Below are 19,714 nucleotides of genomic sequence, written 5' to 3'. Positions count from 1 at the left end.
TTTAAATTTTGGTGCAAACCACTTGATTGTTGAACTCGAGGCTCACTACCGCATACTTTTCCAAAGAATTGTCTTTGGTAGCCTTTGCATAGAAAGCCATGAAATTTTTAAATTTTTCATTAAGATTATCCACTCCGCCCAGATTAACTACAAAATTCTCCATTCTGAACCGCAGTTGATAATTACCTTCTTCTTCAACATGGATGCCAATCACGTTTTTTCTAAGAAAGTCATCCTCGTTGATATAGTTAAGAATTGTATACGCATCCTCTAAAGTCTTTCCCGTAATTTTTCCCGTGATAATGGGAACACGTGCGGAATGATGTTTGGACAATGGCATACGTTTTCCAACGTCATCCAAGTAAAACTTTGATGCGCCTTCTATTCTTCCAATGGGTTTTCGCTGAACAATCTTAGAAATAAGCTTGCCGTCTACCGTCAAATAGATTTGGGCTTTTTTTACCATATCGTTGGACTGAATTACCTTCTCTATGGTATTCAAAACTAATTGTTCTTTTGTCCTATTTTTGACGCTGCCGTAATTTTGTATTAACAATTTATTAACTGAGGCCTCATCAATAAATAAGTCATTGTCTCCCAAGAAGTTGATTGAAATTTGTTCTACTTCTCTTTTGTTGCTCCTATAATCTGAAAAGCCATATAGACCAATGGCCGTTATGATTAATACAGATAGTTTTAGTATGTCCCAATTAACTCGCATACGCTAATTCTTCTTTTATTTTGGATACTTCCAAACCGATATCACCAGCTCCCATGGTGACCAGTATCTTGGTATCTATCTTCTTCAATTCCTGAATTAGATTGGATTTATCCACTAATTTTTTATTCGGGTTATTAATCTTTTTCAATAGCCATTCTGAAGTCACCCCATCTATGGGTTCTTCCCTGGCCGGGTAAATATCCAACAGCAATACCACAGTGAATTTTTCCAGACTACGTGCAAAATCATCTGCAAAATCCTTAGTTCTGGAAAACAAATGCGGTTGAAAAACTGCAGTGACTTCATCACTAGGATACATTTCGCTCACAGCATCAAAAACTGCGTTGATTTCGGTGGGATGGTGCGCATAATCGTCTATGAACACCAAATCTTCTTCCTTGATTTGATAGGAAAACCTGCGCTGTACTCCTTTAAACGTTTCCATAGCCCCAGCTAAACGGTGCAGCGGGCAACCCGCATGCACCGCCATTGCGAAGGCAACTAATCCATTGAGCAAATTGTGCCGTCCAGGTTGATTGAATCGGGTTTTTTCCAATCTTCCCTTGGGCGAGATCAAATCAAAAATGTAGGTTCCATGTTCAATTGTGATATTTTCTATTCGGTATTGGGAGTCATCTTCAATTCCGAAAGTAATTCCTTCTAAAGGCAACCCATTTTTTACAAAAAGGGTACCCTCTGGTTTTATCTTTTTTGAGAAATCCTCAAAGGCTTTCGTCAATTCTTTGGGATTTCCGTAAATGTCCAAATGGTCCGCATCCATTGAGGTAATACAGGCAACATCTGGAGAAAGTTGTAAAAAGGAACGGTCAAATTCATCAGCCTCAACAACCGAATACTCTGTTCCCTCCAACAAAAAATTGCTATTAAAATTCTCTGAAATTCCACCTAAAAATGCAGTAATAGGTATTCCGCATTCCTTAAGTAGATGTGCCAAAATGCAGGATGTCGTCGTTTTTCCATGGGTTCCAGCTACGGCAAAACAGAATGTATCTCTGGTTATTATACCCAATACCTCTGCACGCTTTTTAATCTCAAATCCATTTTTCCTGAAATATTGAAGCTGAGAGTGGGTATCGGGAACCGCCGGAGTATAAACCACTAAGGTTTCATTTTTTGATTTAAAGGACTCTGGAATCAATTCCAAATCATCTTGAAAATGTACTGCAACTCCATGCGCTTGAAGCTCTTTGGTAATTGGGGATTCCACACGGTCATATCCTACGACCTGCTTACCCAAATAATTGAAATATCTCGCCAAAGCAGACATACCAATGCCTCCGATACCTACAAAAAAGACGTTATGGATATCTTTCAGCTTCATTTTAGCAGTTTTTCAATTTCATCCACAATATGTTCCGTTGCGCTTGGCAAGGCCATTTTTTTAATGTTTACGCCTAGTTTTTCCTGTTCTTCTTCTGAAGTCAAGAGTTCGGAGAAAATAGATTCAAATTTTTCATCGAGTTTGTTTTCCTTTAGGACCACTGCCGCATTCTCAACTTCCAATGCCTTTGCATTTTTGGTTTGATGGTCTTCTGCCACATTGGGGGAAGGAATAAACAAAACCGGCTTTCCCACTAAACACAGTTCAGAGACCGAACCTGCACCAGCTCTAGAAATAATGAAATCTGCAGCAGCATAGGCCAAATCCATTCTATTTACAAAGGCTTTTACTTTGACATTTTTGGAATCATGTTTTTCATAGTCTTCCAGGTAAAGCTTACCACATTGCCACAGTAGTTGAACTCCTTGGGATTCAAAATATCCAAGCTTACTTTCTATCAATTGATTTACCCTGCGTGCTCCCAGACTACCTCCTAAAATCAAAACTGTTTTCTTAGTTGCATCAAGGCCAAAAAATGAAAGGGCTTCAGCTTTATCTGTTTTTATACTGACTAAATCCGCACGAACCGGATTTCCTGTCTTCACAATCTTTTCCTTTGGAAAGAATCGCTCCATATTATCGTAGGCCACACAAATGCGGTCCGCTTTAGCAGCCAACAGTTTGTTGGTAATGCCAGCATACGAGTTCTGTTCTTGAAGCACATAAGGAATATTTCTATGAGCTGCTTTCTTTAAAAGTGGGCCACTCGCAAAGCCTCCCGTACCAATGGCAACATCGGGATTAAACTTCTTGATTATTTTACCGGCCCTAATCAAACTTGTTATTAGCTTTAGTGGAAACATTAGATTTTTCCACGTTAGTTTTCTTTGCAATCCACTTATCCAAAGGCCTTCTATTTTGTAGCCTGCCTTTGGCACTTTTTCCATCTCCATCTTATCCTTTGCCCCCACAAACAGAAATTCTGCTTGGGGATACCTTCGCTTTAGCTCATTGGCGATGGCGATGGCTGGATAAATATGCCCTCCTGTACCTCCTCCGGAAAGTATGAATCTATAGTTGTCCACTTAATACTTCCAAAGGGTTACTTTCATCCATATCATAGGATTCCTCCTCTAAATTTTCTTTTTTGTTGCTAGCACTCAACACAATTCCAATGGCCATACAGGTCATCCAAATGGATGTACCTCCCATACTTATTAATGGAAGGGGTTGTCCCGTTACTGGAAATAATTGGACCACTACAGCCATATTGATAAATGCTTGAAACACTATGGGCAAACCAACTCCAATGACCAAAAGTTTAGAAAAAATGGTCTTGGCCGAATTGGCCACCACCACTATCCTAAACAATAACAACAGATAGAAAAACATCAACGCTCCTCCTCCTAAAAGACCATATTCTTCTATAATAATGGCGAAGATGAAATCTGAAGTACTTTGGGACAGCATATTCTTAATCACACTTTTTCCTGCTCCCTTTCCTACCAATCCACCTTCTGCGACGGCAATCTTTGCTAAGGTGAGTTGATGCAAATCGTCACTATCCGCTTTTTCTGGACTCCAAAAGGTTTCTATTCTTGATTTCCAAGTGCCTGCGCGTTGCGGTAACATATCTGGCGCCTTGAAAAGCACAAAAAGGAACATTCCAGCAAGTACCAATCCCACCCCCATCATAGAGAACAGATATTTTAAAGGATATCCTCCAAGAAAGCATAACACCAATACCAGAAAGCTAATAATGGCTGCTGTAGAAAAGTTCTCGGGCAATATCAATAGTACCACCAAAGCCGTTGGAAGCCATAAGGGCAATATACTTTCCTTAAAAGTGATTTGTACGTCTTTTATCTTGGTCAAATACCTCGCTATCCATATCATTAAAACCACAGAGGCCAGCGTAGAAGTCTGGAAATTGACACCTACAAACGGAATCTTAATCCATCTATTTGCAGTAACACCCCCTATTCTTGTCTCCACCGTTAGGGTATATGCCAATAATATCAACACAATGGGCAAGGCGATTATGGAAAGTCCTTTAAAGTAATGGGTTGGAATGCGATGTACTGCGTAGATGATTCCAAAACCAAGGAACAAAAGCACACCGTGCTTTACCAAGTGTCCCAGGGTAGTACCATCATCGTTCACATACACCAAGTTGGTACTGGCACTATAAACCGGCAAAAATGAGAAGAGTGCCAAAAGGGCAACAACTGCCCAAATCGCTTTATCTCCTTTCAAATTTTTCAGTAATGCCAACATCCTATAATCTTTTTATTTCCCTTTTAAATTGATTTCCTCTGTCTTCATAGTTTTCGAATAGATCAAAACTCGCACAAGCAGGGGAGAGCAGAACATTATCTCCTCGTTCTGCAATTTTATAGGCCACCTTTACGGCCTCTTGCATGGAATAGGTCTCCACCATTAGTTCAATCACATTGCCAAAAGCCTCTTTTATTCTGGAATTATCAGCACCTAAGCAAACAATGGCTTTTACTTTTTCACGTACTAAAGGCATCAATTCGGAATAGTCATTTCCTTTGTCCACACCGCCAACAATCCAGACAATAGGTTTTTTGATGCCATCCAGAGCATAATACGTAGCATTCACATTGGTAGCTTTGGAGTCATTGATATATTCGACATGGTTAATTTTCAACACCTTTTCCAAACGGTGAGACACCCCTTGGAACGTCTCAATACTCTGACGAATAGTTTCTTTCCTTACATTAACCAAAAGCGCAGCGAGACTGGCCGCCATGGTGTTCTTTACATTGTGTTGACCTTCTAAGGCCAAAATATCTGTGCTCATTTCCAAGGTTTTATGTTCAATAGTCATTTTTATTATGTTATCCTCCAACCAAGCTCCTGTCTCCAATTTTTCCTTTAAGGAGAAAGGCACTAATTTGGATTGAATTGGGAATTTTTTGAGTCCATCTCGTATTACTGGATCATCGGCATCATAGATGAAAAAATCATCTTCGGTTTGATTCATTATTATCCGAAATTTGGAAGCGATATAATTTTCAAATTGATTGTCATATCTATCCAAATGATCAGGTGTAATATTGGTCAAGACGGCAATATGCGGTCTAAAATCCTGAATGCCGTCCAGTTGAAAACTACTTATTTCCAGGGCGTACATGTCAAAATCCTGTTCAGCAACCATTTTAGCATAGCTATCACCAATATTACCGGCCAATCCAGCATTCAACCCTCCATTTTTAAGCAAATGATGAGTTAACATAGTTGTTGTGGTCTTGCCATTGCTTCCTGTTATTCCAATAACCGTGGCATTGGAAAATTTTGAAGCAAACTCCATCTCTGAAATCACCGGAATCCCTTGTGCCAATATTTGCTGCACTAAGGGCACTTTATCTGGAATCCCAGGACTTTTCATCACAACATCGGCCTGTAGAATCTTTTCATCAGAATGTTTTCCTGACTCCCATTCAATCTCAAAATGTTCAAGAACTTCTTTATATTTTGGTTGTATCTCACCTTTGTCCGAGACAAAAACTTGATATCCTTCTTTTTTTCCTAAAATGGCAGTTCCCACACCACTTTCTCCACCACCAAGAACCACCAAACGCTTCATCTACCGCACTTTTAAAGTCACAATACTGATGATGGCCAATAGAATTCCCACAATCCAAAACCGTGTGACTATTTTACTCTCATGGTATAATTTTTTTTGATAATGATGATGCAATGGAGCCATCAAGAACAACCTTTTTCCTTCACCATATTTCTTTTTTGTTCTTTTGAAATAGCTCACCTGCAACATGACCGAAACTGTTTCTGCAAAGAAAATTCCACATAGCAGGGGTATCAACAACTCTTTTCTTATGATGATGGCAATTACCGCTATTACTCCGCCTATGGTGAGACTTCCTGTATCCCCCATAAATACTTGGGCTGGGTAGGCATTGTACCATAAAAATCCAACTAAGGCGCCTGCAAAAGCAGCAATAAAAACCACCAATTCACCCACTCTGGGCAGATAGAAAATGTCCAGATAATCTGAAAATTCAATATTCCCAGATACCCAAGTAAAAATTCCAAGGGTAAGTACAATGATTGCGGAGGAACCCGCAGCAAGACCATCAATACCATCAGTAAGGTTAGCTCCATTGGAAACCGCGGTTACAATAATGATTACAATCGGAATGAAAATCAGCCAAGCATAGTCTTCGAAACCTTCACCCATCCAAGAAATTATCTCAGAATAGTCCAGCTCGTTGTTTTTGAAGAAAGGTACATTGGTCCTAACCGCTTTTATTTCTTCACCGTAAACTTGTTCAACTTTGAAGTTCTCGGTTATACGAGTGGTATCTTTTTCCTTTAAAGTCACCTCAGGATGGAAATAGAGTACAGCGCCAACAATGAGACCCAAACCCACTTGACCCATCACTTTGAATCTACCTTTTAGCCCCTTTTTATTCTTCCTGAAGATTTTGATGTAATCATCGATAAATCCAATGACACCCATCCAGACTGTGGTTATAATCAGCAGGATTACATATATGTTTTTGATATCAGCAAACAATATGACGGGAAGCAAGGTGGACATAATGATGATAAGACCTCCCATGGTGGGTGTACCTGCTTTTTGTTGCTGACCTTCCAGTCCTAAGTCACGAATACTTTCACCAATTTGTTTTGCCTGAAGGAAAAGAATAATACGTTTTCCATAGATCATAGCTATTAAAAGCGACAACAGAACAGCCATGGCAGAACGAAAGGTCAAAAACTGAAACAATCCCGCTCCCGGCAGTTGATATTGCTTTTCTAAATATTCAAACAAATAGTATAGCATCCTGTTATTTATTCAAGCTTTCCAAAGCTTTTTGCAATTCTTTGTAATCGTCAAAATCTGTTCTCACTCCTTTAGTTTCTTGGTAGGTCTCGTGCCCCTTTCCAGCCACTAGAATGATATCATTTGTAGCGGCCAGTTTGCATGCCGCCTTAATGGCCTGCCCCCTATCTTCAATAGACAGTATTTTTTTGGTGTTCTGTGGCTCCACTCCATTTTCCATCTCCTTGATAATCTCCATAGGGGGCTCGCTTCTTGGATTATCTGAAGTAAAAATGGCCTGATCGCTCATTTCTGAGGCGATATGACCCATAACCGGACGCTTCGACTTATCACGGTCACCACCACACCCCACAACGGTGATGACGTTTTCATTTCCAGTCCTCAATGCATTGATGGTTATCAATACATTTTTCAACGCATCCGGCGTATGGGCATAATCGACAATAGCCTTAATTTTGTCTTTTGAAATAAAATATTGGAATCGTCCATCTACGGTTTCCAGTTCGCTGATAAGGCGTAGAATTTCGATTTTATCCAACCCCAACTCACATGCCGTGGCATATATGGCCAATAAGTTATAGGCATTGAAATCTCCGATAAGTTTGGTCCATATTTCGTTGTCATCCAATTTTAGAAGCTGGCCATCAAACTGCTTTTCCAAAATCTGACCTCTATAATCCGCGTATGATTTCAAGGCATAGGTCAACTTTTTTGATTTGGTGTTCTGTAACATCACCAACCCATTTTTGTCATCCGTATTGCTAAGACAAAAAGCAGATTTAGGGAGGTCATCAAACAACTTTTTCTTAGTGTCTCGATATTCTGCAAACGTTTTATGATAGTCTAAATGATCATGGGAAAGATTGGTAAAAATTGCACCCGAGAAATGCAATCCCTCGGTTCGTTTTTGATGAATTCCATGCGAGCTCACTTCCATAAAACAAAACTCCACCCCTTCTTCGTTCATCTTGGACAAATATTTGTTAATGGTAAGCACATCCGGAGTGGTATGGGTTGCCGGATATTCTTTATTGTGAATCATTACACGTATTGTAGAAAGTAGACCCACTTTGTAGCCTGCCTTTGTAAACAAATCATATAGCAGAGTGGTGACTGTGGTTTTACCATTAGTTCCAGTAACTCCAACTAATTTTAAATTCTTGGATGGATTTCCATAAAAATTACTAGCAATTACCGCCAAAGCACTATTGCTATTATTTACTTTTAGGTATGTAACTCCGTTGACCAATAGTTTCGGAAGCTCTTCGCACACTACCGCGATAGCTCCCGATTCCAAAGCTTTGGAAATGTATTCGTGCCCATCGGTTAGGGTTCCACGAACTGCAACAAAGACATCGTCCATTTCCACTTTACGTGAGTCAAAATGAACTTGATTCACCATGATATTGGTATTTCCACTCACCGCAGAAAGACTTACACCATATAATATGTCTTTTAACAGCATCATGATAGTTCCAAAACAATTTTAGTGACACCACTCAAAGCAGTTCCGTGTTTTACCGATTGATTTGATACTTTCCCATTACCCCGTATCTCTACTTGAAGCCCAAGATTTTCTAACAAGGAAATAGCATCCATGCCACACATCCCTTGAACATTAGGGACGGTACTGTGTTGTTGTTGCACTTTGGCAAAATACTTTTGGTAGTCATCATCCAATTCTTCAGATTCGGGTATATTCTCATCTACCTCATCAATGATAGGTGAGATGGTATGTATTTTTTGCGCCATAGACTTGAATACTGGCCCAGACACATCCGCTCCATAATACCCTACACCTTTATCAGGCTCATGAATCACGACGATACAGGAATATTTTGGATTGTCTGCAGGAAAATATCCAACAAAAGAGGAAATGTAAGCAAGCTTATCTGGGTCTTTAGCAACATAATTTTTTTGACATGTTCCTGTTTTTCCCGCCATGCTGAATTCTGGTGAATACAGGTCATGGCCAGTTCCATATTCTTTTTCAACTACATCTTTTAGCAGCTGTTGTACCTTTTTTACAGTCTCTTTAGAACAGATTGAAGGGTTAATTACCTCTTTATCAAATGCCTTAACTACTTTATTTCCCTCCTTGACGGATTTAATCAATTTGGGCTTAATAAACATTCCATCATTGGCTATGGCATTGTAAAATGCCAAGGTCTGTAGAGGAGTCATGGACACTTCATACCCATGAGACATCCATGCCAATGATATACCCGACCATCCTTTATCGCCAGGATACCGAATAACTGGTTTCCCTTCGCCAACAATGGGCAATCCCAGCTCATTGTGCAAATCCATGTTCATCAAACGATTGACAAATCGTTCTGGCTTTTCCTTATAATTCTCGTTGATCAACTTGGCAAAAACCGTGTTCGAAGAGAGCGCAAAGGCTTTCGCTAGAGAAATTTTTCCGTAGCCACCCCAACGTGAATCTTTTACTACCCTATCATATACTTTATATCTACCTTTTTCGGTATCAAATACACTACTGGTATCTACTACTTTATCTTCCAAAGCTGCAATCAAGGACATTAGTTTAAATGTGGAACCGGGCTCATGGGATTCTCCTACGGCATAATTTAGCTTCTCATAATACTTCCCTTCTGACGTTCTCCCTAAATTGGAAATCGCCTTAATCTCACCTGTTTTGGTTTCCATTACGACCACACTGCCATGATCTGCTTTATACTTTTCAAGTTGCTCCAACAAAGCGTAGTGCGCGATATCTTGGATATTTATATCGATAGTGGAAACCACATCACGTCCGTCCTGTGGTTCCACAATATTGTCTAACCCGACGGGCTTCCATTGACCCTTTGCTATCTTTTGTTTCAGACGTTTCCCTTCTTTCCCTCTTAAATAAAGCTCCCCGAAAGCACCATCCATACCAACTCGAGTATAATACCCGTTTTCATCTACCCTTTCATAGCCAATACTACGAGCCGCCATTTTGCCCAATGGATACTCGCGAACCACTTTGTGGGTCTCAATAAACCCCCCTTTATAGGGACCCAGGTCAAACAATGGAAATTGCTTGATTTTTACGTAATCCAAATAATCCACATTACGGGCTACTAGTTTATATCGATTCCCGTTGGCTCTTGCCTTCCGAAACAGCTGACGATAATACGAGGAAGGTTTTCTGAAAAGTTTTGCCAATGAATCAGATAATGCCGGCACATACTTCTGAAAATTTTCTTGAGAAACGGTCTTTGCGTCAAAACGTATTTCATATTTGGGCACTGAGGCCGCCAACAAGCTTCCATCATGGGAATAAAGATTACCCCGATTGGGCTCAATGGTAAACATCTTTTCGGTCTTGTTCAGGGCCAATTGTTTATAATCATCACCCTTGACCATTTGAATATCCACCAACTTGAACACAATGCCCATTGAAAAAACGAACAGTGCACCTGCGGTCAGGTACAGTCGATTCATGATGTTTTTATCAGTAATGGCCATTTAATCTTCAGACTTTACTTTTATTTTTTTTGGTGGATTTTTTGAGGGTTCCAATCCGGCCTCGGCCATAGATTGACGAATGGAAGATTCTAGACGCATTTGCTGTACTGCAGACCTACCTTCAACAAACTCGCTTCGCAGCTTGCGCACCTCTTCATTTAATGCCGCTATTTCATGGACTTTTTTATCAGCCCTATGACTACTGGAAATCATCAAGGCTGCCAAAAAGGAGGCAAATAGTAGAAAAAGCCAGTTTTTGGGGGCATCACCGCTTACCAAAAACTTTCCTTTTAAAATGTCCAATAATCCTTTTTTCATTCCCTATTCTTCAATTAATGATGTTCCTTGTTTTAAACTCTTACCGCAATTCGCAGCTTTGCACTTCTTGCTCTGTTATTCGCAGCTATTTCTTCTGCCGATGGAACAATTAGTCCTCCTACTTTTTTTAGCGGAACATTTATATTTCCATAAAAATCCTTTTCTGCTTCCCCTTCAAATTTTCCATCTCTTATAAACCTTTTCACCAACCTGTCCTCCAGGGAGTGATAGCTGATTAGGCTTAATCGTCCACCAGGTTTTAAAATATTGGGAACTTGAAGGAGAAACTCTTTGAGCACCTCTATCTCCTGATTCACTTCAATACGAATGGCTTGATAAATTTGGGCCAGGATTTTGTTTTCCTTTGCCTTGGGCAGAAAAGGTTGTAAAACCATTTTCAACTCCTCTGTGGTTTTGATTGGAGAAACCGTTCTAGACTCAACAATGGTTCTAGCTATTGCTTTTCCATTTCGCAATTCTCCATAACCCAACAGAATTGAAGCCAACTTTTCTTGTGAGTATGAGTTCACCACCTTAAAAGCTGACAACTGATCTTCTTGGTTCATCCTCATGTCTAAATCCGCATTGAATCGAATGGAAAAACCACGGTCCGCTTTATCAAATTGATGGGAAGAAACTCCAAAATCCGCCAAAATTCCATCAACCTCCCGAATGCCATAGAACTTTAAAAATTGATTGAGAAACCGAAAATTCTGATTAATCAATTGAAACCTGGAATCTTCAATTGTATTCGCCAACGCATCCTTATCTTGATCAAAGGCGAACAATTTTCCATTTTCACCCAACCTTTTCAATATTTCCCTTGAGTGTCCGCCACCGCCAAAAGTGACATCTACATACACTCCACTATCTTTTATTGCCAATCCGTCTACTGACTCTTTCAGAAGAACTGGATTATGGTACTCGCTAGTCATCGTCAGCAAAAATCTCTTCCGCCAAATCTGCGTAGTCTTTCTCTCCTTCTTCCAAAACTTTCTCGTACTTCGCTTTGTCCCAAATCTCTATTTTATCAAAAACAGCATTCAAGACCACCTCTTTGCCTATTCCTGCAAAATCTACAAGGTTCTTAGGTATTTGAAGCCTTCCAGAATCTCCATCTATAGCCACCTCTTTCATACCTGCCACGAAGTTTCTCACAAAAGCATCATACTTCCTGTTGATCTTGCTTTTCTTCATCACCTTTTGCATCAATGCATCAAATTCGTTCTTTGGATACAATTCCAAGCACTGTTGAAATACCGACCTCTTAATAACAAACCCATCCTGCAAAACAGGCAACAACTGATTCTTTAAGGAAATAGGCAATATCACCCTACCTTTGGTATCAGCTTTACAATCATGTTGTCCAATTATATGGGTCACTAGAAATCAATTGGTTAGTAATAACAACTCAAATATATAGATTTTATTTCCACATTTCTCCACTTAACTCCACATTTGTTAATAAATTCACCACATTTATAGATGAATGGTAGGTTTTTCGTGTTAAAACCGAAAAATCAGGTGGTTCGCTATTTTCAAACTCAACTGATAAAAAGGGGGCTTTTTACAGATTCATAGGAAAAATCTTTGTTATATGAATTGCCTATATTTGCCCTCCCAGTACCAACTAACTTTAGATGGAAAACCAAATCATTCGAGAAGGCAAATTCAACTACATTGAACAAGGTGAAGGGAAGCCCATAATCATCCTGCATGGACTCATGGGCGGGCTAAGTAATTTTCAAGGTGTTTCCGAACATTTTCCATCGAAAGGATATCAAGTTTTGATTCCTGAACTGCCCATTTACGACATGCCCATGTTGAAAACCACGGTAAAAAACTTTGCTAAATTTTTAGAGGAATTCATTGAATTTAAGGGGTTGAAGGATGTTATCCTATTGGGAAATTCATTAGGAGGCCACATAGGATTGCTTCACACGAAATTATTTCCTGAAGTGGTTAAGGCCTTGGTCATTACTGGCAGCTCTGGACTTTATGAAAAAGCGATGGGCGATGGTTATCCCAGAAGGGGTGATTATGACTTTATAAAGCAAAAAGCCCAAGATGTCTTTTATGACCCGGAAGTTGCTACAAAGGAAATTGTGGATGAAGTGTTTGCCACGGTAAATGACCGAATGAAATTGGTAAAAACTTTGGCCATTGCCAAAAGTGCTATCCGACATAATATGTCCAAGGACTTGCCTCACATGAAAACCCCTACCTGTATTATTTGGGGTGAAAATGATACCGTAACCCCTCCTGAAGTTGCCAAAGAATTTCATGAGTTATTACCAGATTCTGATTTGTTCTGGATTGAGAAATGCGGTCACGCCCCCATGATGGAACATCCGGAAGAGTTCAATACCATTCTAGAAACCTGGTTGGATAACCGTAATTTCTAACCATGAAAATCATCTCGGCCGAATTTGTGATGTCGAATTCAAATGTGGCCCAATGCCCTAAAGATCCCATTCCAGAATATGCTTTTATTGGGAGGTCCAACGTTGGAAAGTCCTCTTTAATAAATATGCTCACCGAGCGTAAACACTTGGCAAAAACATCCGGTAGACCAGGAAAGACTCAACTTATCAACCATTTTAAAATCAACAATAATTGGTTTCTGGTAGATTTACCTGGATATGGTTATGCTCGAGTATCCAAAAAGGACAAAAAAACCTTTCAAAAATACATTACAGAATACTTTGAAAAGCGTAAGCAATTGGTTTGCGGTTTTGTTTTGGTTGACATTCGACATGATCCACAACCTATTGACCTAGATTTTATGGAATGGTTGGGTTCTAACGGTATTCCTTTTGCCATTATTTTCACTAAGGCAGACAAATTAAAGCCAGCCGTAATTGAAAAACAAGTTCGGTCTTATCTTCAAAAGCTTTTGGATGGTGTTTGGGAAGAAGCTCCTTCATACTTTATAACTTCATCAAGCAAACGAATGGGCCGAGATGAAGTTCTAGAATTTATTGATGGTATCAATAAAGAGTTTCTTTCCTCGAAGAAATTCTAATCTTTTTGCCAACCCTATAAGGCAACCTTGATTTCCTGTTCGATAATCTAAAGATTATATTTGGGTATCAATCAAAATCAAAAAAATGAAAATTGTCTTTCTCTGTACTCTTACTTTGGCGCTCTCTGGTCTACCCCTCTCCACAAAAGCCCAAGAAAATGCAAATCAACAATTTACCGAAGACCTAGCCCAATTAAAAGAATACTTTCATATTCCAGGTATAGCAGCATTGGTTGAGAAAGAAGGCAAAATCATCTATGAAGAATATTTTGGCTTTGCCAATATTGAAGATTCCATTAAGGTAAATAAGAATACTTCTTTTCCAATCGCTTCGTTGACCAAGATTTTTTCGGGAGTCTTATTGATGAAGTTGAAGGAACAGGGGAAATTATCGTTGGACACTCCCATAAATGAATTTCTAAAACAAAGTAAATTAGGAGATTCTGTGTTGGTAAAACATATCCTGACCCATACCTCGCAAGGTAATTTAGGGGAGAATTTTTATTACAGCTATCGTTTTGGGGCTTTGACACCGGTTATCGAAAAAGCATCTGAAAATAAGTTTCACGAAATGGTATCTTCAGAGATTTTAACACCACTAAAGATGGATGATTCATGGTTTTTGAATGATTCCGTTGACGTAAAAAAACATGATACGACTTTCGCGAAACCTTACCTTTTTGATGGGAAAGCCAAGTCCGGCCCAATTGAATATGGCGTATCCACTTCATCAGGACTTGTCTCAACTGCGCATGATTTGTTGAAATTTAGTCGCGCTTTGGATGACCAATCCCTAATTTCCAATACTACAAGGGACTTCATGTTATCTGTTCCTAAAGAAGATTTGCCCTATGGCCATGGAATTTTTGTACAATCTTTGGATGGGATTCAACTTATTTGGGGATATGGCCAATATGATTCTTACTCCAGTTTATTTTTGAAAGTTCCAGCAAAAAACTCCACCCTGATACTTTTGGCCAATAACAATTTTATGAGTGACCCTGCCAGACTGATTTATGGTGATGTAACCAGCTCGCTTTTTGCCCTGAGTTATTTACAGAGTTATATCTACGGTGAGGCCAACTTGCCAATCTCGAAGCTCAATCGCCAAAAGATGTTGGCCCAAGCTTTGGCCGCCTCATTTATGAGTAGATTTGATGACACAGAGTGGAAAAAGAGCATACAGTTATTGGATGCAATTTTTGAAACCTATCCAAATTATTTGGAATATGCACATCTTAATCTTCTACATAATCTAATGTTCCTGAAAACTGTTGCTTTTCATAAAGGATTTGGAGTATTCAATACGTTTGATGATAAAATTGAAGCCATTGGAGCTAGATTGCTCAAAAATGACCCTAAAAACCCCTACGCTAATGTTTATATGGGAGATTTCTATGATGGAAAAGGTGAGATTGAAAAAGCCAGGATACACTTCCAAACTATAGCGGATGCGGAAAACTATTCTCCTTTTTGGTATACCAGTGTAGCCAAAGAATGGCTTGAAGAAAACAAATAGGAAGCTATTTCAATCGTTCCCCTATGAGCTGAATCAATTCTTGAGACGATTTTAGTCCATTTAGCGCGTCAGTACCAATGAACACCTCCAGACCGTTAGTTCCTTCGACCAATACAATAGGAAATGTAAATTTAGCTCCAAACTTGGATGCATACTTCTTCGCGAATTCATCCCGGTGTAAGAAGATTATATCATGCCCGCCTTCTTTACGAAATTGCTTCCAAATTTTATTTTCCCCAACAATTCCATAGGTAATATCACATAGGTTGCAATCATAAGTGGACGGACTAAATACTTTGTGCATACTATCCAAAATAGCATTCCTTCGTCCGGAGTTGGCATTGTAAACGAATATCAGTTTTTCATGAATTTTCTTTTCTATGTTTCAAAAATACAATGCATTTTAATGGTTAAGATTTGATTTAAGTGTATTTTAATTATTCAAAAAACTGGAAAATGATAGCAAGAATCTGGAAAGGCAAAACAAAAATAGCGCATGCAGAAGCTTATGAAGAGTTCATGAATGAAAGAGCGGTACCGGATTACTCAAACACCAAAGGTTTTGTAAAATTGCTTTTTCTGAAAAGAATCGACGAACAATTTGCCCACTTTGAACTGATTACTTTTTGGGACAATTTAGAGGTCATCAAAAACTTTGCAGGTGAAGATTATGAAAAAGCCAAGTATTATCCTGAGGACCAAGACTTTTTATTGGAATTCCCAGAAAAAGTAACTCATTTTGAAGTGTTTCAGGAATACTAGCTTTACTTCTTCTAGTCGAGTCTCGTACCAAAAGGTTTTATTCCTATTATTGTAATCCCAAATTACCAATGAATATTTCTACCATGACCTACAACATCAAAACTGTAGTTCCACTACTCCTACTATTATCATTTTTTTCATGCAAGTCCCAAAAAAATACTACAGAATCCATGAATTTCCCTATTCAGCTTAACAAGAAACAAATAGTTCAAAAAGCTCAGGATATTATCAAGGAAGATCTTGGAGAATACGTTCCCGATTTCTTCGAGAATCGCGCTTACCATTTAGATAATGAAATTGTTGTTATTTTCTATGTACCTATACACCTAGCCCAAAAAGGTGATTATTACTATCACAGCGCTGTAGTGGAGATTAACAGCGAGTCTAAGAGTTATGGCTCCTACAGCAATAGTGAAGAAGCAGATCCATCTGATCTGTGGAAGTTTTACAAAACTACACCTGAGAAGACCAAAATTTCTGAAAAAGTTATATCCAGTATAGCCTCTTATGCGGAAGTCACTAAAGAATTACTTTTCCCTAAAGACTACCGTTTGGAGATTTTGGAAAACACAGATGGCTTTTCTGCAAAAGTTGTCACACCAAACTATATGGATACTTATGAACTCCACAAACAGGACTATGCGGTAAAATCCAAAAAATCCCGAAACCATAAACGGTTTACTCTAGTGGACCAAGGTTTTATTGAAATTCATTAGCGTTTTTCTAGAAGGCCAGATTTACTTCTTCAATTCTAGTTTCTCTGCAAAATAGTCGCAGAAATCCTTCATCGTGGCGGTCATTTTCTCGTCTTGGGTTGCTTTCATGAAGGTATCCGCCATAGTAACCAAAGTTTGATGAAAAAAGACCTTCATCTCATCCACTGGCATATCCTTGGTCCAAAGGTCAATTTTCAAAGACTCTTGGTTCTTACTATCCCAAACCGATAGCATCATGGCTTTGGCCTCTTCATTTTTTATGCCTCCATCTTCTGCAGACCAATTTAGTTCTTCCGGTACTCGATTCTCATCTAGACCAACTTTTAGTGTAATTTCTGAAGTATGTGTTACGGCCATCTATCTTTTTGGTTTGTAGTTTGATTTTTTGAATAATTCGTCAGCAGGCAAATCCAATAACTCGATTAATTGAACCTTTGGATTCTTTTCCATAAAAGTTCTTACAATTTGCCAACCCATATATCTTCCTAATCTTCCAGGAGATTCATTATCCAGTGCTAATTGAAACTTTGAAAATGGAGCTGGGTCTAAAAAACGCCTATCTAAACTGGACTCAGTACTGTATAAGAGTTCGCGTTCCACAAAATAGCGCCAAACTTGTTCTTCATTGTTTTGGGCCCATTCTATTTGTTCCTCAGTGTAGTTTATTATTTGTGCATCTGAATTGTAAGGCAAAAGCTTATCCTTTAAATAGAGTTCCTTGCCATAATAGACCATTCTAGAAAGAAATGTTCTATTTCTTGGAAATTTTAAGACCTTCTTGGTAAAGGCACTAGCTATATCAGAAGCTAAATATTTTTTATCCAAACCTTGGGCCACATAACGTGGAATACTTTGGTAAAAGCGATGTTCTTGACCTAAATAATTATCTAGTCCTATTAACAGCAGTGAATCTGTCAGAATAATACGATCTTCATAGCGCACATCGGATATTAATGTAATGACCTTAGGTGGTGATGTTTTTGGGAAGTAATATGAAATGTGCTTGAACAATAATTCCAGTTCTTCGGTCTCCTTTAAAAAATCGCCAAAAGCATTATTGACCTCATCCGATAATTCTACCTGAAGTGTATCTATAAGCTTTGCCTCCCAAATACTATCTGGAAACTGTATTGGAAATAAGTAGGGGTATTTGGATTTTAAATGTGGTATATCGGTAGGTTGAGCGGTAGCAAATTCACGGTCAAAGCGATGCACCTTTACGTCTAGTTCTAACTGGGCTATCTTTTTTTCGGTTTCATCCTCTTTTTTACATCCTACGACCGATAAAAAAATGACAAAAACCAAAAAGGTAGATATTTGATATTCAAAGTATTTGGACAACCCCTTCATTATTATAAAGCCAGCGTTTATTTTTACAGGGCACAAAGGTAATTTTTTGAATCTAAAAAGTAAGCTATGCAAACTGAAAAGGTAATAACACATATTGTAGACTGGTTAAAAGATTATGCTAACAATGCCAAAGTGAAAGGGTTTGTGATTGGAGTATCAGGTGGAATTGACTCAGCTGTCACCTCAACTTTATGCGCAAAAACTGGGCTAGACCTTCTATGTGTCGAAATGCCAATTCATCAAGGGGAAAATCAAGTCACAAGAGCTGATGGCCATATTAATTGGCTAATGGCCAATTTTGAAAATGTAAAACGACAACCGGTAAATCTTACCACTGTATTTGATAGTTTGGTCGAAGCACTCCCTAAAGTTGAAGATGAAGAGGAACGTTTTATGTCGCTGGCCAATACCCGTGCACGGCTAAGAATGACCACCTTATACTATTTCGCAGCGCTAAAGGGTTATCTGGTTGCGGGAACAGGTAATAAAGTTGAAGATTTTGGTATCGGATTTTACACCAAATATGGAGATGGCGGGGTAGACCTTAGCCCTATTGCAGACTTGTTAAAGACTGAAGTATATGCTCTAGGCAGTGAGCTGGGCGTAAACCAGGATATTATGGATGCAGCGCCAACAGATGGTCTTTGGGGTGATCACAGAACAGATGAAGACCAAATAGGAGCATCCTATCCAGAACTTGAATGGGCTATGAAAATGGATGATGAAGGTAAAACAGAATCCAATTTTACAGGCAGGGAAAAAGAAGTCTTTTCAATTTACAAAAAGTTCAATTCTGCCAACAAACATAAGATGATTCCTATACCTATTTGCGAAATTCCTGATAGCATAAAATAGCGACTTGTCCGAAAAAACCCAGCTTAAGACGAAAAAAACCCCAGAAATTTTAAGGTTTTAAGAAAAAAATCACACTTTTATATCCTCAATTGGTTAACTTGCCGGCACGCCGTGTAAGTAAATAATTACTAATCAACTTATAATTTCTTAAACCCAAACCGAATGATAAAAGTATTAATAGCGGACAACCATCCCATAGTTCGTCTAGGCATTAAGCAGGTCATTGAATCTGGCAACGATATGGAAGTCATTGCTGATGTTGCGACCACAGGCGAGCTTTTTGAAGTATTAGAAAAGGTTACCCCTGATGTTGTTATGTTGGAAATGGACATTCCAGAAATTAACGGAATTGCCACCTTGCGCAAAATGAAACAAGAATTTCCCAACGTTAAGGCATTGATGTACAGTGGGCAATCAGAAGATGTGTATGCACTGAGCACCATCCGTGCGGGGGCTTTTGGTTATCTTTCCAAAACTGCTGATTTGGATTACATTATTTCCGCAGTTAGAAAAGTAAGTGAAGGAAACATGTTTATTACCAATGAACTGGCCCAAAGATTGGCTTTTGATGAAGGCACACAAAAACCAAGACGGTTTTTCAGAAAGCTTTCCTCTAGAGAGGTTGAAGTGCTTAAGCTTCTGGCCAGTGGCAAACGAAACAAAGAAGTTGCCGAAGGTCTTAACTTAAATGAAAAAACCGTTAGTACCTACAAAGCCCGTTTGATGAAAAAATTGAACGTGGATAATCTTGTGGATTTACTACAGCAAGCCAAAGCATTGGAGCTGTACTAAACATAA

The 19,714-nt window shown here is 38.9% G+C and carries 21 protein-coding genes; 7 read left to right on the top strand and 14 right to left on the bottom strand.

Features of this window, described 5'->3' with window-relative positions; all coding sequences use genetic code 11:
- Position 1 precedes the first annotated feature (1 nt).
- From ACOKFD_RS17770 to ACOKFD_RS17720, 11 genes are read right to left on the bottom strand one after another with little or no spacing between them, the layout of a single operon-like run.
- On the bottom strand, positions 2 to 721 hold the full coding sequence (locus ACOKFD_RS17770) for a cell division protein FtsQ/DivIB (protein WP_422859134.1): 720 nt from the start codon (positions 719 to 721) through the stop codon (positions 2 to 4).
- Positions 711 to 2,063 (bottom strand): UDP-N-acetylmuramate--L-alanine ligase, encoded by a 1,353-nt coding sequence (gene murC / locus ACOKFD_RS17765; protein ID WP_422859133.1) that lies wholly within the window; start codon positions 2,061 to 2,063, stop codon positions 711 to 713. The genes ACOKFD_RS17770 and murC overlap by 11 nt, the downstream gene beginning before the upstream one ends.
- Entirely contained in the window at positions 2,060 to 3,148 is a 1,089-nt protein-coding gene (gene murG / locus ACOKFD_RS17760) for an undecaprenyldiphospho-muramoylpentapeptide beta-N-acetylglucosaminyltransferase (protein WP_422859132.1), read from the bottom strand. Before murG ends, murC begins: the two co-directional genes overlap by 4 nt.
- The gene (locus tag ACOKFD_RS17755; RefSeq protein ID WP_422859131.1) at positions 3,135 to 4,340 is read right to left on the bottom strand and encodes an FtsW/RodA/SpoVE family cell cycle protein; all 1,206 of its coding nucleotides are present in this window, start codon (positions 4,338 to 4,340) and stop codon (positions 3,135 to 3,137) included. Before ACOKFD_RS17755 ends, murG begins: the two co-directional genes overlap by 14 nt.
- 1 nt (position 4,341) lies before the next feature.
- Positions 4,342 to 5,676: a UDP-N-acetylmuramoyl-L-alanine--D-glutamate ligase gene (gene murD / locus ACOKFD_RS17750; RefSeq protein WP_422859130.1), complete on the bottom strand. Its 1,335-nt coding sequence runs from the start codon at positions 5,674 to 5,676 to the stop codon at positions 4,342 to 4,344.
- Complete coding sequence (mraY, locus tag ACOKFD_RS17745) at positions 5,677 to 6,897, bottom strand: phospho-N-acetylmuramoyl-pentapeptide-transferase (RefSeq protein WP_422859129.1); 1,221 nt, start codon at positions 6,895 to 6,897, stop codon at positions 5,677 to 5,679.
- A gap of 4 nt (positions 6,898 to 6,901) precedes the next feature.
- Positions 6,902 to 8,365 (bottom strand): UDP-N-acetylmuramoyl-L-alanyl-D-glutamate--2,6-diaminopimelate ligase, encoded by a 1,464-nt coding sequence (locus tag ACOKFD_RS17740; RefSeq protein ID WP_422859128.1) that lies wholly within the window; start codon positions 8,363 to 8,365, stop codon positions 6,902 to 6,904.
- Positions 8,362 to 10,371, bottom strand: coding sequence for a penicillin-binding protein (locus ACOKFD_RS17735; RefSeq protein WP_422859127.1), 2,010 nt, complete (start codon positions 10,369 to 10,371; stop codon positions 8,362 to 8,364). The genes ACOKFD_RS17740 and ACOKFD_RS17735 overlap by 4 nt, the downstream gene beginning before the upstream one ends.
- A complete protein-coding gene (locus ACOKFD_RS17730; RefSeq protein WP_299000400.1) occupies positions 10,372 to 10,689 on the bottom strand; it encodes an FtsL-like putative cell division protein in 318 nt (105 codons plus the stop codon).
- 32 nt (positions 10,690 to 10,721) lie between these two features.
- Positions 10,722 to 11,624 carry a 16S rRNA (cytosine(1402)-N(4))-methyltransferase RsmH gene (gene rsmH / locus ACOKFD_RS17725; protein ID WP_422859126.1) on the bottom strand — a complete coding sequence of 301 codons (903 nt, stop codon included), beginning with the start codon at positions 11,622 to 11,624 and terminating at the stop codon, positions 10,722 to 10,724.
- The gene (locus tag ACOKFD_RS17720; RefSeq protein WP_299000403.1) at positions 11,617 to 12,072 is read right to left on the bottom strand and encodes a division/cell wall cluster transcriptional repressor MraZ; all 456 of its coding nucleotides are present in this window, start codon (positions 12,070 to 12,072) and stop codon (positions 11,617 to 11,619) included. The genes rsmH and ACOKFD_RS17720 overlap by 8 nt, the downstream gene beginning before the upstream one ends.
- Before the next feature lie 257 nt (positions 12,073 to 12,329).
- Here ACOKFD_RS17720 and ACOKFD_RS17715 point away from each other — a divergent pair, with 257 nt between their 5' ends.
- The 3 genes from ACOKFD_RS17715 (at position 12,330) to ACOKFD_RS17705 (ending at position 15,233) form a co-directional block, all read left to right on the top strand.
- Positions 12,330 to 13,094, top strand: coding sequence for an alpha/beta fold hydrolase (locus tag ACOKFD_RS17715; protein WP_422859125.1), 765 nt, complete (start codon positions 12,330 to 12,332; stop codon positions 13,092 to 13,094).
- A gap of 2 nt (positions 13,095 to 13,096) precedes the next feature.
- Complete coding sequence (gene yihA / locus ACOKFD_RS17710) at positions 13,097 to 13,714, top strand: ribosome biogenesis GTP-binding protein YihA/YsxC (RefSeq protein ID WP_422859124.1); 618 nt, start codon at positions 13,097 to 13,099, stop codon at positions 13,712 to 13,714.
- 85 nt (positions 13,715 to 13,799) lie between these two features.
- Entirely contained in the window at positions 13,800 to 15,233 is a 1,434-nt protein-coding gene (locus ACOKFD_RS17705) for a serine hydrolase (protein ID WP_422859123.1), read from the top strand.
- A 4-nt stretch (positions 15,234 to 15,237) separates the two neighbouring features.
- On the opposite strand, the gene ACOKFD_RS17700 is transcribed toward ACOKFD_RS17705, so the two are convergent.
- Positions 15,238 to 15,537, bottom strand: coding sequence for a GTPase (locus tag ACOKFD_RS17700; RefSeq protein WP_422859122.1), 300 nt, complete (start codon positions 15,535 to 15,537; stop codon positions 15,238 to 15,240).
- Positions 15,538 to 15,689: 152 nt separating this feature from the next.
- Here ACOKFD_RS17700 and ACOKFD_RS17695 point away from each other — a divergent pair, with 152 nt between their 5' ends.
- Together ACOKFD_RS17695 and ACOKFD_RS17690 are read left to right on the top strand one after the other, a co-directional pair.
- Positions 15,690 to 15,995, top strand: coding sequence for an antibiotic biosynthesis monooxygenase (locus tag ACOKFD_RS17695; protein ID WP_299000412.1), 306 nt, complete (start codon positions 15,690 to 15,692; stop codon positions 15,993 to 15,995).
- Between the two features lie 170 nt (positions 15,996 to 16,165).
- Positions 16,166 to 16,711 carry a hypothetical protein gene (locus ACOKFD_RS17690; RefSeq protein ID WP_422859121.1) on the top strand — a complete coding sequence of 182 codons (546 nt, stop codon included), beginning with the start codon at positions 16,166 to 16,168 and terminating at the stop codon, positions 16,709 to 16,711.
- Positions 16,712 to 16,732: 21 nt separating this feature from the next.
- On the opposite strand, the gene gldC is transcribed toward ACOKFD_RS17690, so the two are convergent.
- Positions 16,733 to 17,068 carry a gliding motility protein GldC gene (gene gldC, locus ACOKFD_RS17685; RefSeq protein WP_422859120.1) on the bottom strand — a complete coding sequence of 112 codons (336 nt, stop codon included), beginning with the start codon at positions 17,066 to 17,068 and terminating at the stop codon, positions 16,733 to 16,735.
- Positions 17,069 to 18,097, bottom strand: coding sequence for a gliding motility lipoprotein GldB (gene gldB / locus ACOKFD_RS17680; RefSeq protein ID WP_422859119.1), 1,029 nt, complete (start codon positions 18,095 to 18,097; stop codon positions 17,069 to 17,071).
- 30 nt (positions 18,098 to 18,127) lie between these two features.
- On the opposite strand from gldB, the gene nadE reads away from it, so the two are divergent.
- Together nadE and ACOKFD_RS17670 are read left to right on the top strand one after the other, a co-directional pair.
- Positions 18,128 to 18,916 carry an NAD(+) synthase gene (gene nadE, locus ACOKFD_RS17675; protein ID WP_422859118.1) on the top strand — a complete coding sequence of 263 codons (789 nt, stop codon included), beginning with the start codon at positions 18,128 to 18,130 and terminating at the stop codon, positions 18,914 to 18,916.
- 162 nt (positions 18,917 to 19,078) lie between these two features.
- Complete coding sequence (locus ACOKFD_RS17670) at positions 19,079 to 19,708, top strand: response regulator (protein ID WP_422859117.1); 630 nt, start codon at positions 19,079 to 19,081, stop codon at positions 19,706 to 19,708.
- Positions 19,709 to 19,714: the final 6 nt, after the last annotated feature.

This window comes from Flagellimonas ulvae (assembly GCF_049333175.1).
Lineage (GTDB): Bacteria > Bacteroidota > Bacteroidia > Flavobacteriales > Flavobacteriaceae > Flagellimonas.
This window is presented reverse-complemented; position numbering and strand designations above follow the sequence as displayed.

What these genes read in the sequence shown, in the direction of transcription:
- ACOKFD_RS17740 (WP_422859128.1), bottom strand. Translation starts at nt 8,365, where the DNA reads ATGATGCTGTTAAAAGACATATTATATGGTGTAAGTCTTTCTGCGGTG.
- ACOKFD_RS17770 (WP_422859134.1), bottom strand. Translation starts at nt 721, where the DNA reads ATGCGAGTTAATTGGGACATACTAAAACTATCTGTATTAATCATAACG.
- ACOKFD_RS17670 (WP_422859117.1), top strand. Translation starts at nt 19,079, where the DNA reads ATGATAAAAGTATTAATAGCGGACAACCATCCCATAGTTCGTCTAGGC.
- nadE (WP_422859118.1), top strand. Translation starts at nt 18,128, where the DNA reads ATGCAAACTGAAAAGGTAATAACACATATTGTAGACTGGTTAAAAGAT.
- ACOKFD_RS17755 (WP_422859131.1), bottom strand. Translation starts at nt 4,340, where the DNA reads ATGTTGGCATTACTGAAAAATTTGAAAGGAGATAAAGCGATTTGGGCA.
- ACOKFD_RS17730 (WP_299000400.1), bottom strand. Translation starts at nt 10,689, where the DNA reads ATGAAAAAAGGATTATTGGACATTTTAAAAGGAAAGTTTTTGGTAAGC.
- gldC (WP_422859120.1), bottom strand. Translation starts at nt 17,068, where the DNA reads ATGGCCGTAACACATACTTCAGAAATTACACTAAAAGTTGGTCTAGAT.
- ACOKFD_RS17735 (WP_422859127.1), bottom strand. Translation starts at nt 10,371, where the DNA reads ATGGCCATTACTGATAAAAACATCATGAATCGACTGTACCTGACCGCA.
- ACOKFD_RS17715 (WP_422859125.1), top strand. Translation starts at nt 12,330, where the DNA reads ATGGAAAACCAAATCATTCGAGAAGGCAAATTCAACTACATTGAACAA.
- murC (WP_422859133.1), bottom strand. Translation starts at nt 2,063, where the DNA reads ATGAAGCTGAAAGATATCCATAACGTCTTTTTTGTAGGTATCGGAGGC.
- ACOKFD_RS17700 (WP_422859122.1), bottom strand. Translation starts at nt 15,537, where the DNA reads ATGCACAAAGTATTTAGTCCGTCCACTTATGATTGCAACCTATGTGAT.
- ACOKFD_RS17695 (WP_299000412.1), top strand. Translation starts at nt 15,690, where the DNA reads ATGATAGCAAGAATCTGGAAAGGCAAAACAAAAATAGCGCATGCAGAA.
- mraY (WP_422859129.1), bottom strand. Translation starts at nt 6,897, where the DNA reads ATGCTATACTATTTGTTTGAATATTTAGAAAAGCAATATCAACTGCCG.
- murD (WP_422859130.1), bottom strand. Translation starts at nt 5,676, where the DNA reads ATGAAGCGTTTGGTGGTTCTTGGTGGTGGAGAAAGTGGTGTGGGAACT.
- ACOKFD_RS17690 (WP_422859121.1), top strand. Translation starts at nt 16,166, where the DNA reads ATGAATTTCCCTATTCAGCTTAACAAGAAACAAATAGTTCAAAAAGCT.
- yihA (WP_422859124.1), top strand. Translation starts at nt 13,097, where the DNA reads ATGAAAATCATCTCGGCCGAATTTGTGATGTCGAATTCAAATGTGGCC.
- rsmH (WP_422859126.1), bottom strand. Translation starts at nt 11,624, where the DNA reads ATGACTAGCGAGTACCATAATCCAGTTCTTCTGAAAGAGTCAGTAGAC.
- ACOKFD_RS17705 (WP_422859123.1), top strand. Translation starts at nt 13,800, where the DNA reads ATGAAAATTGTCTTTCTCTGTACTCTTACTTTGGCGCTCTCTGGTCTA.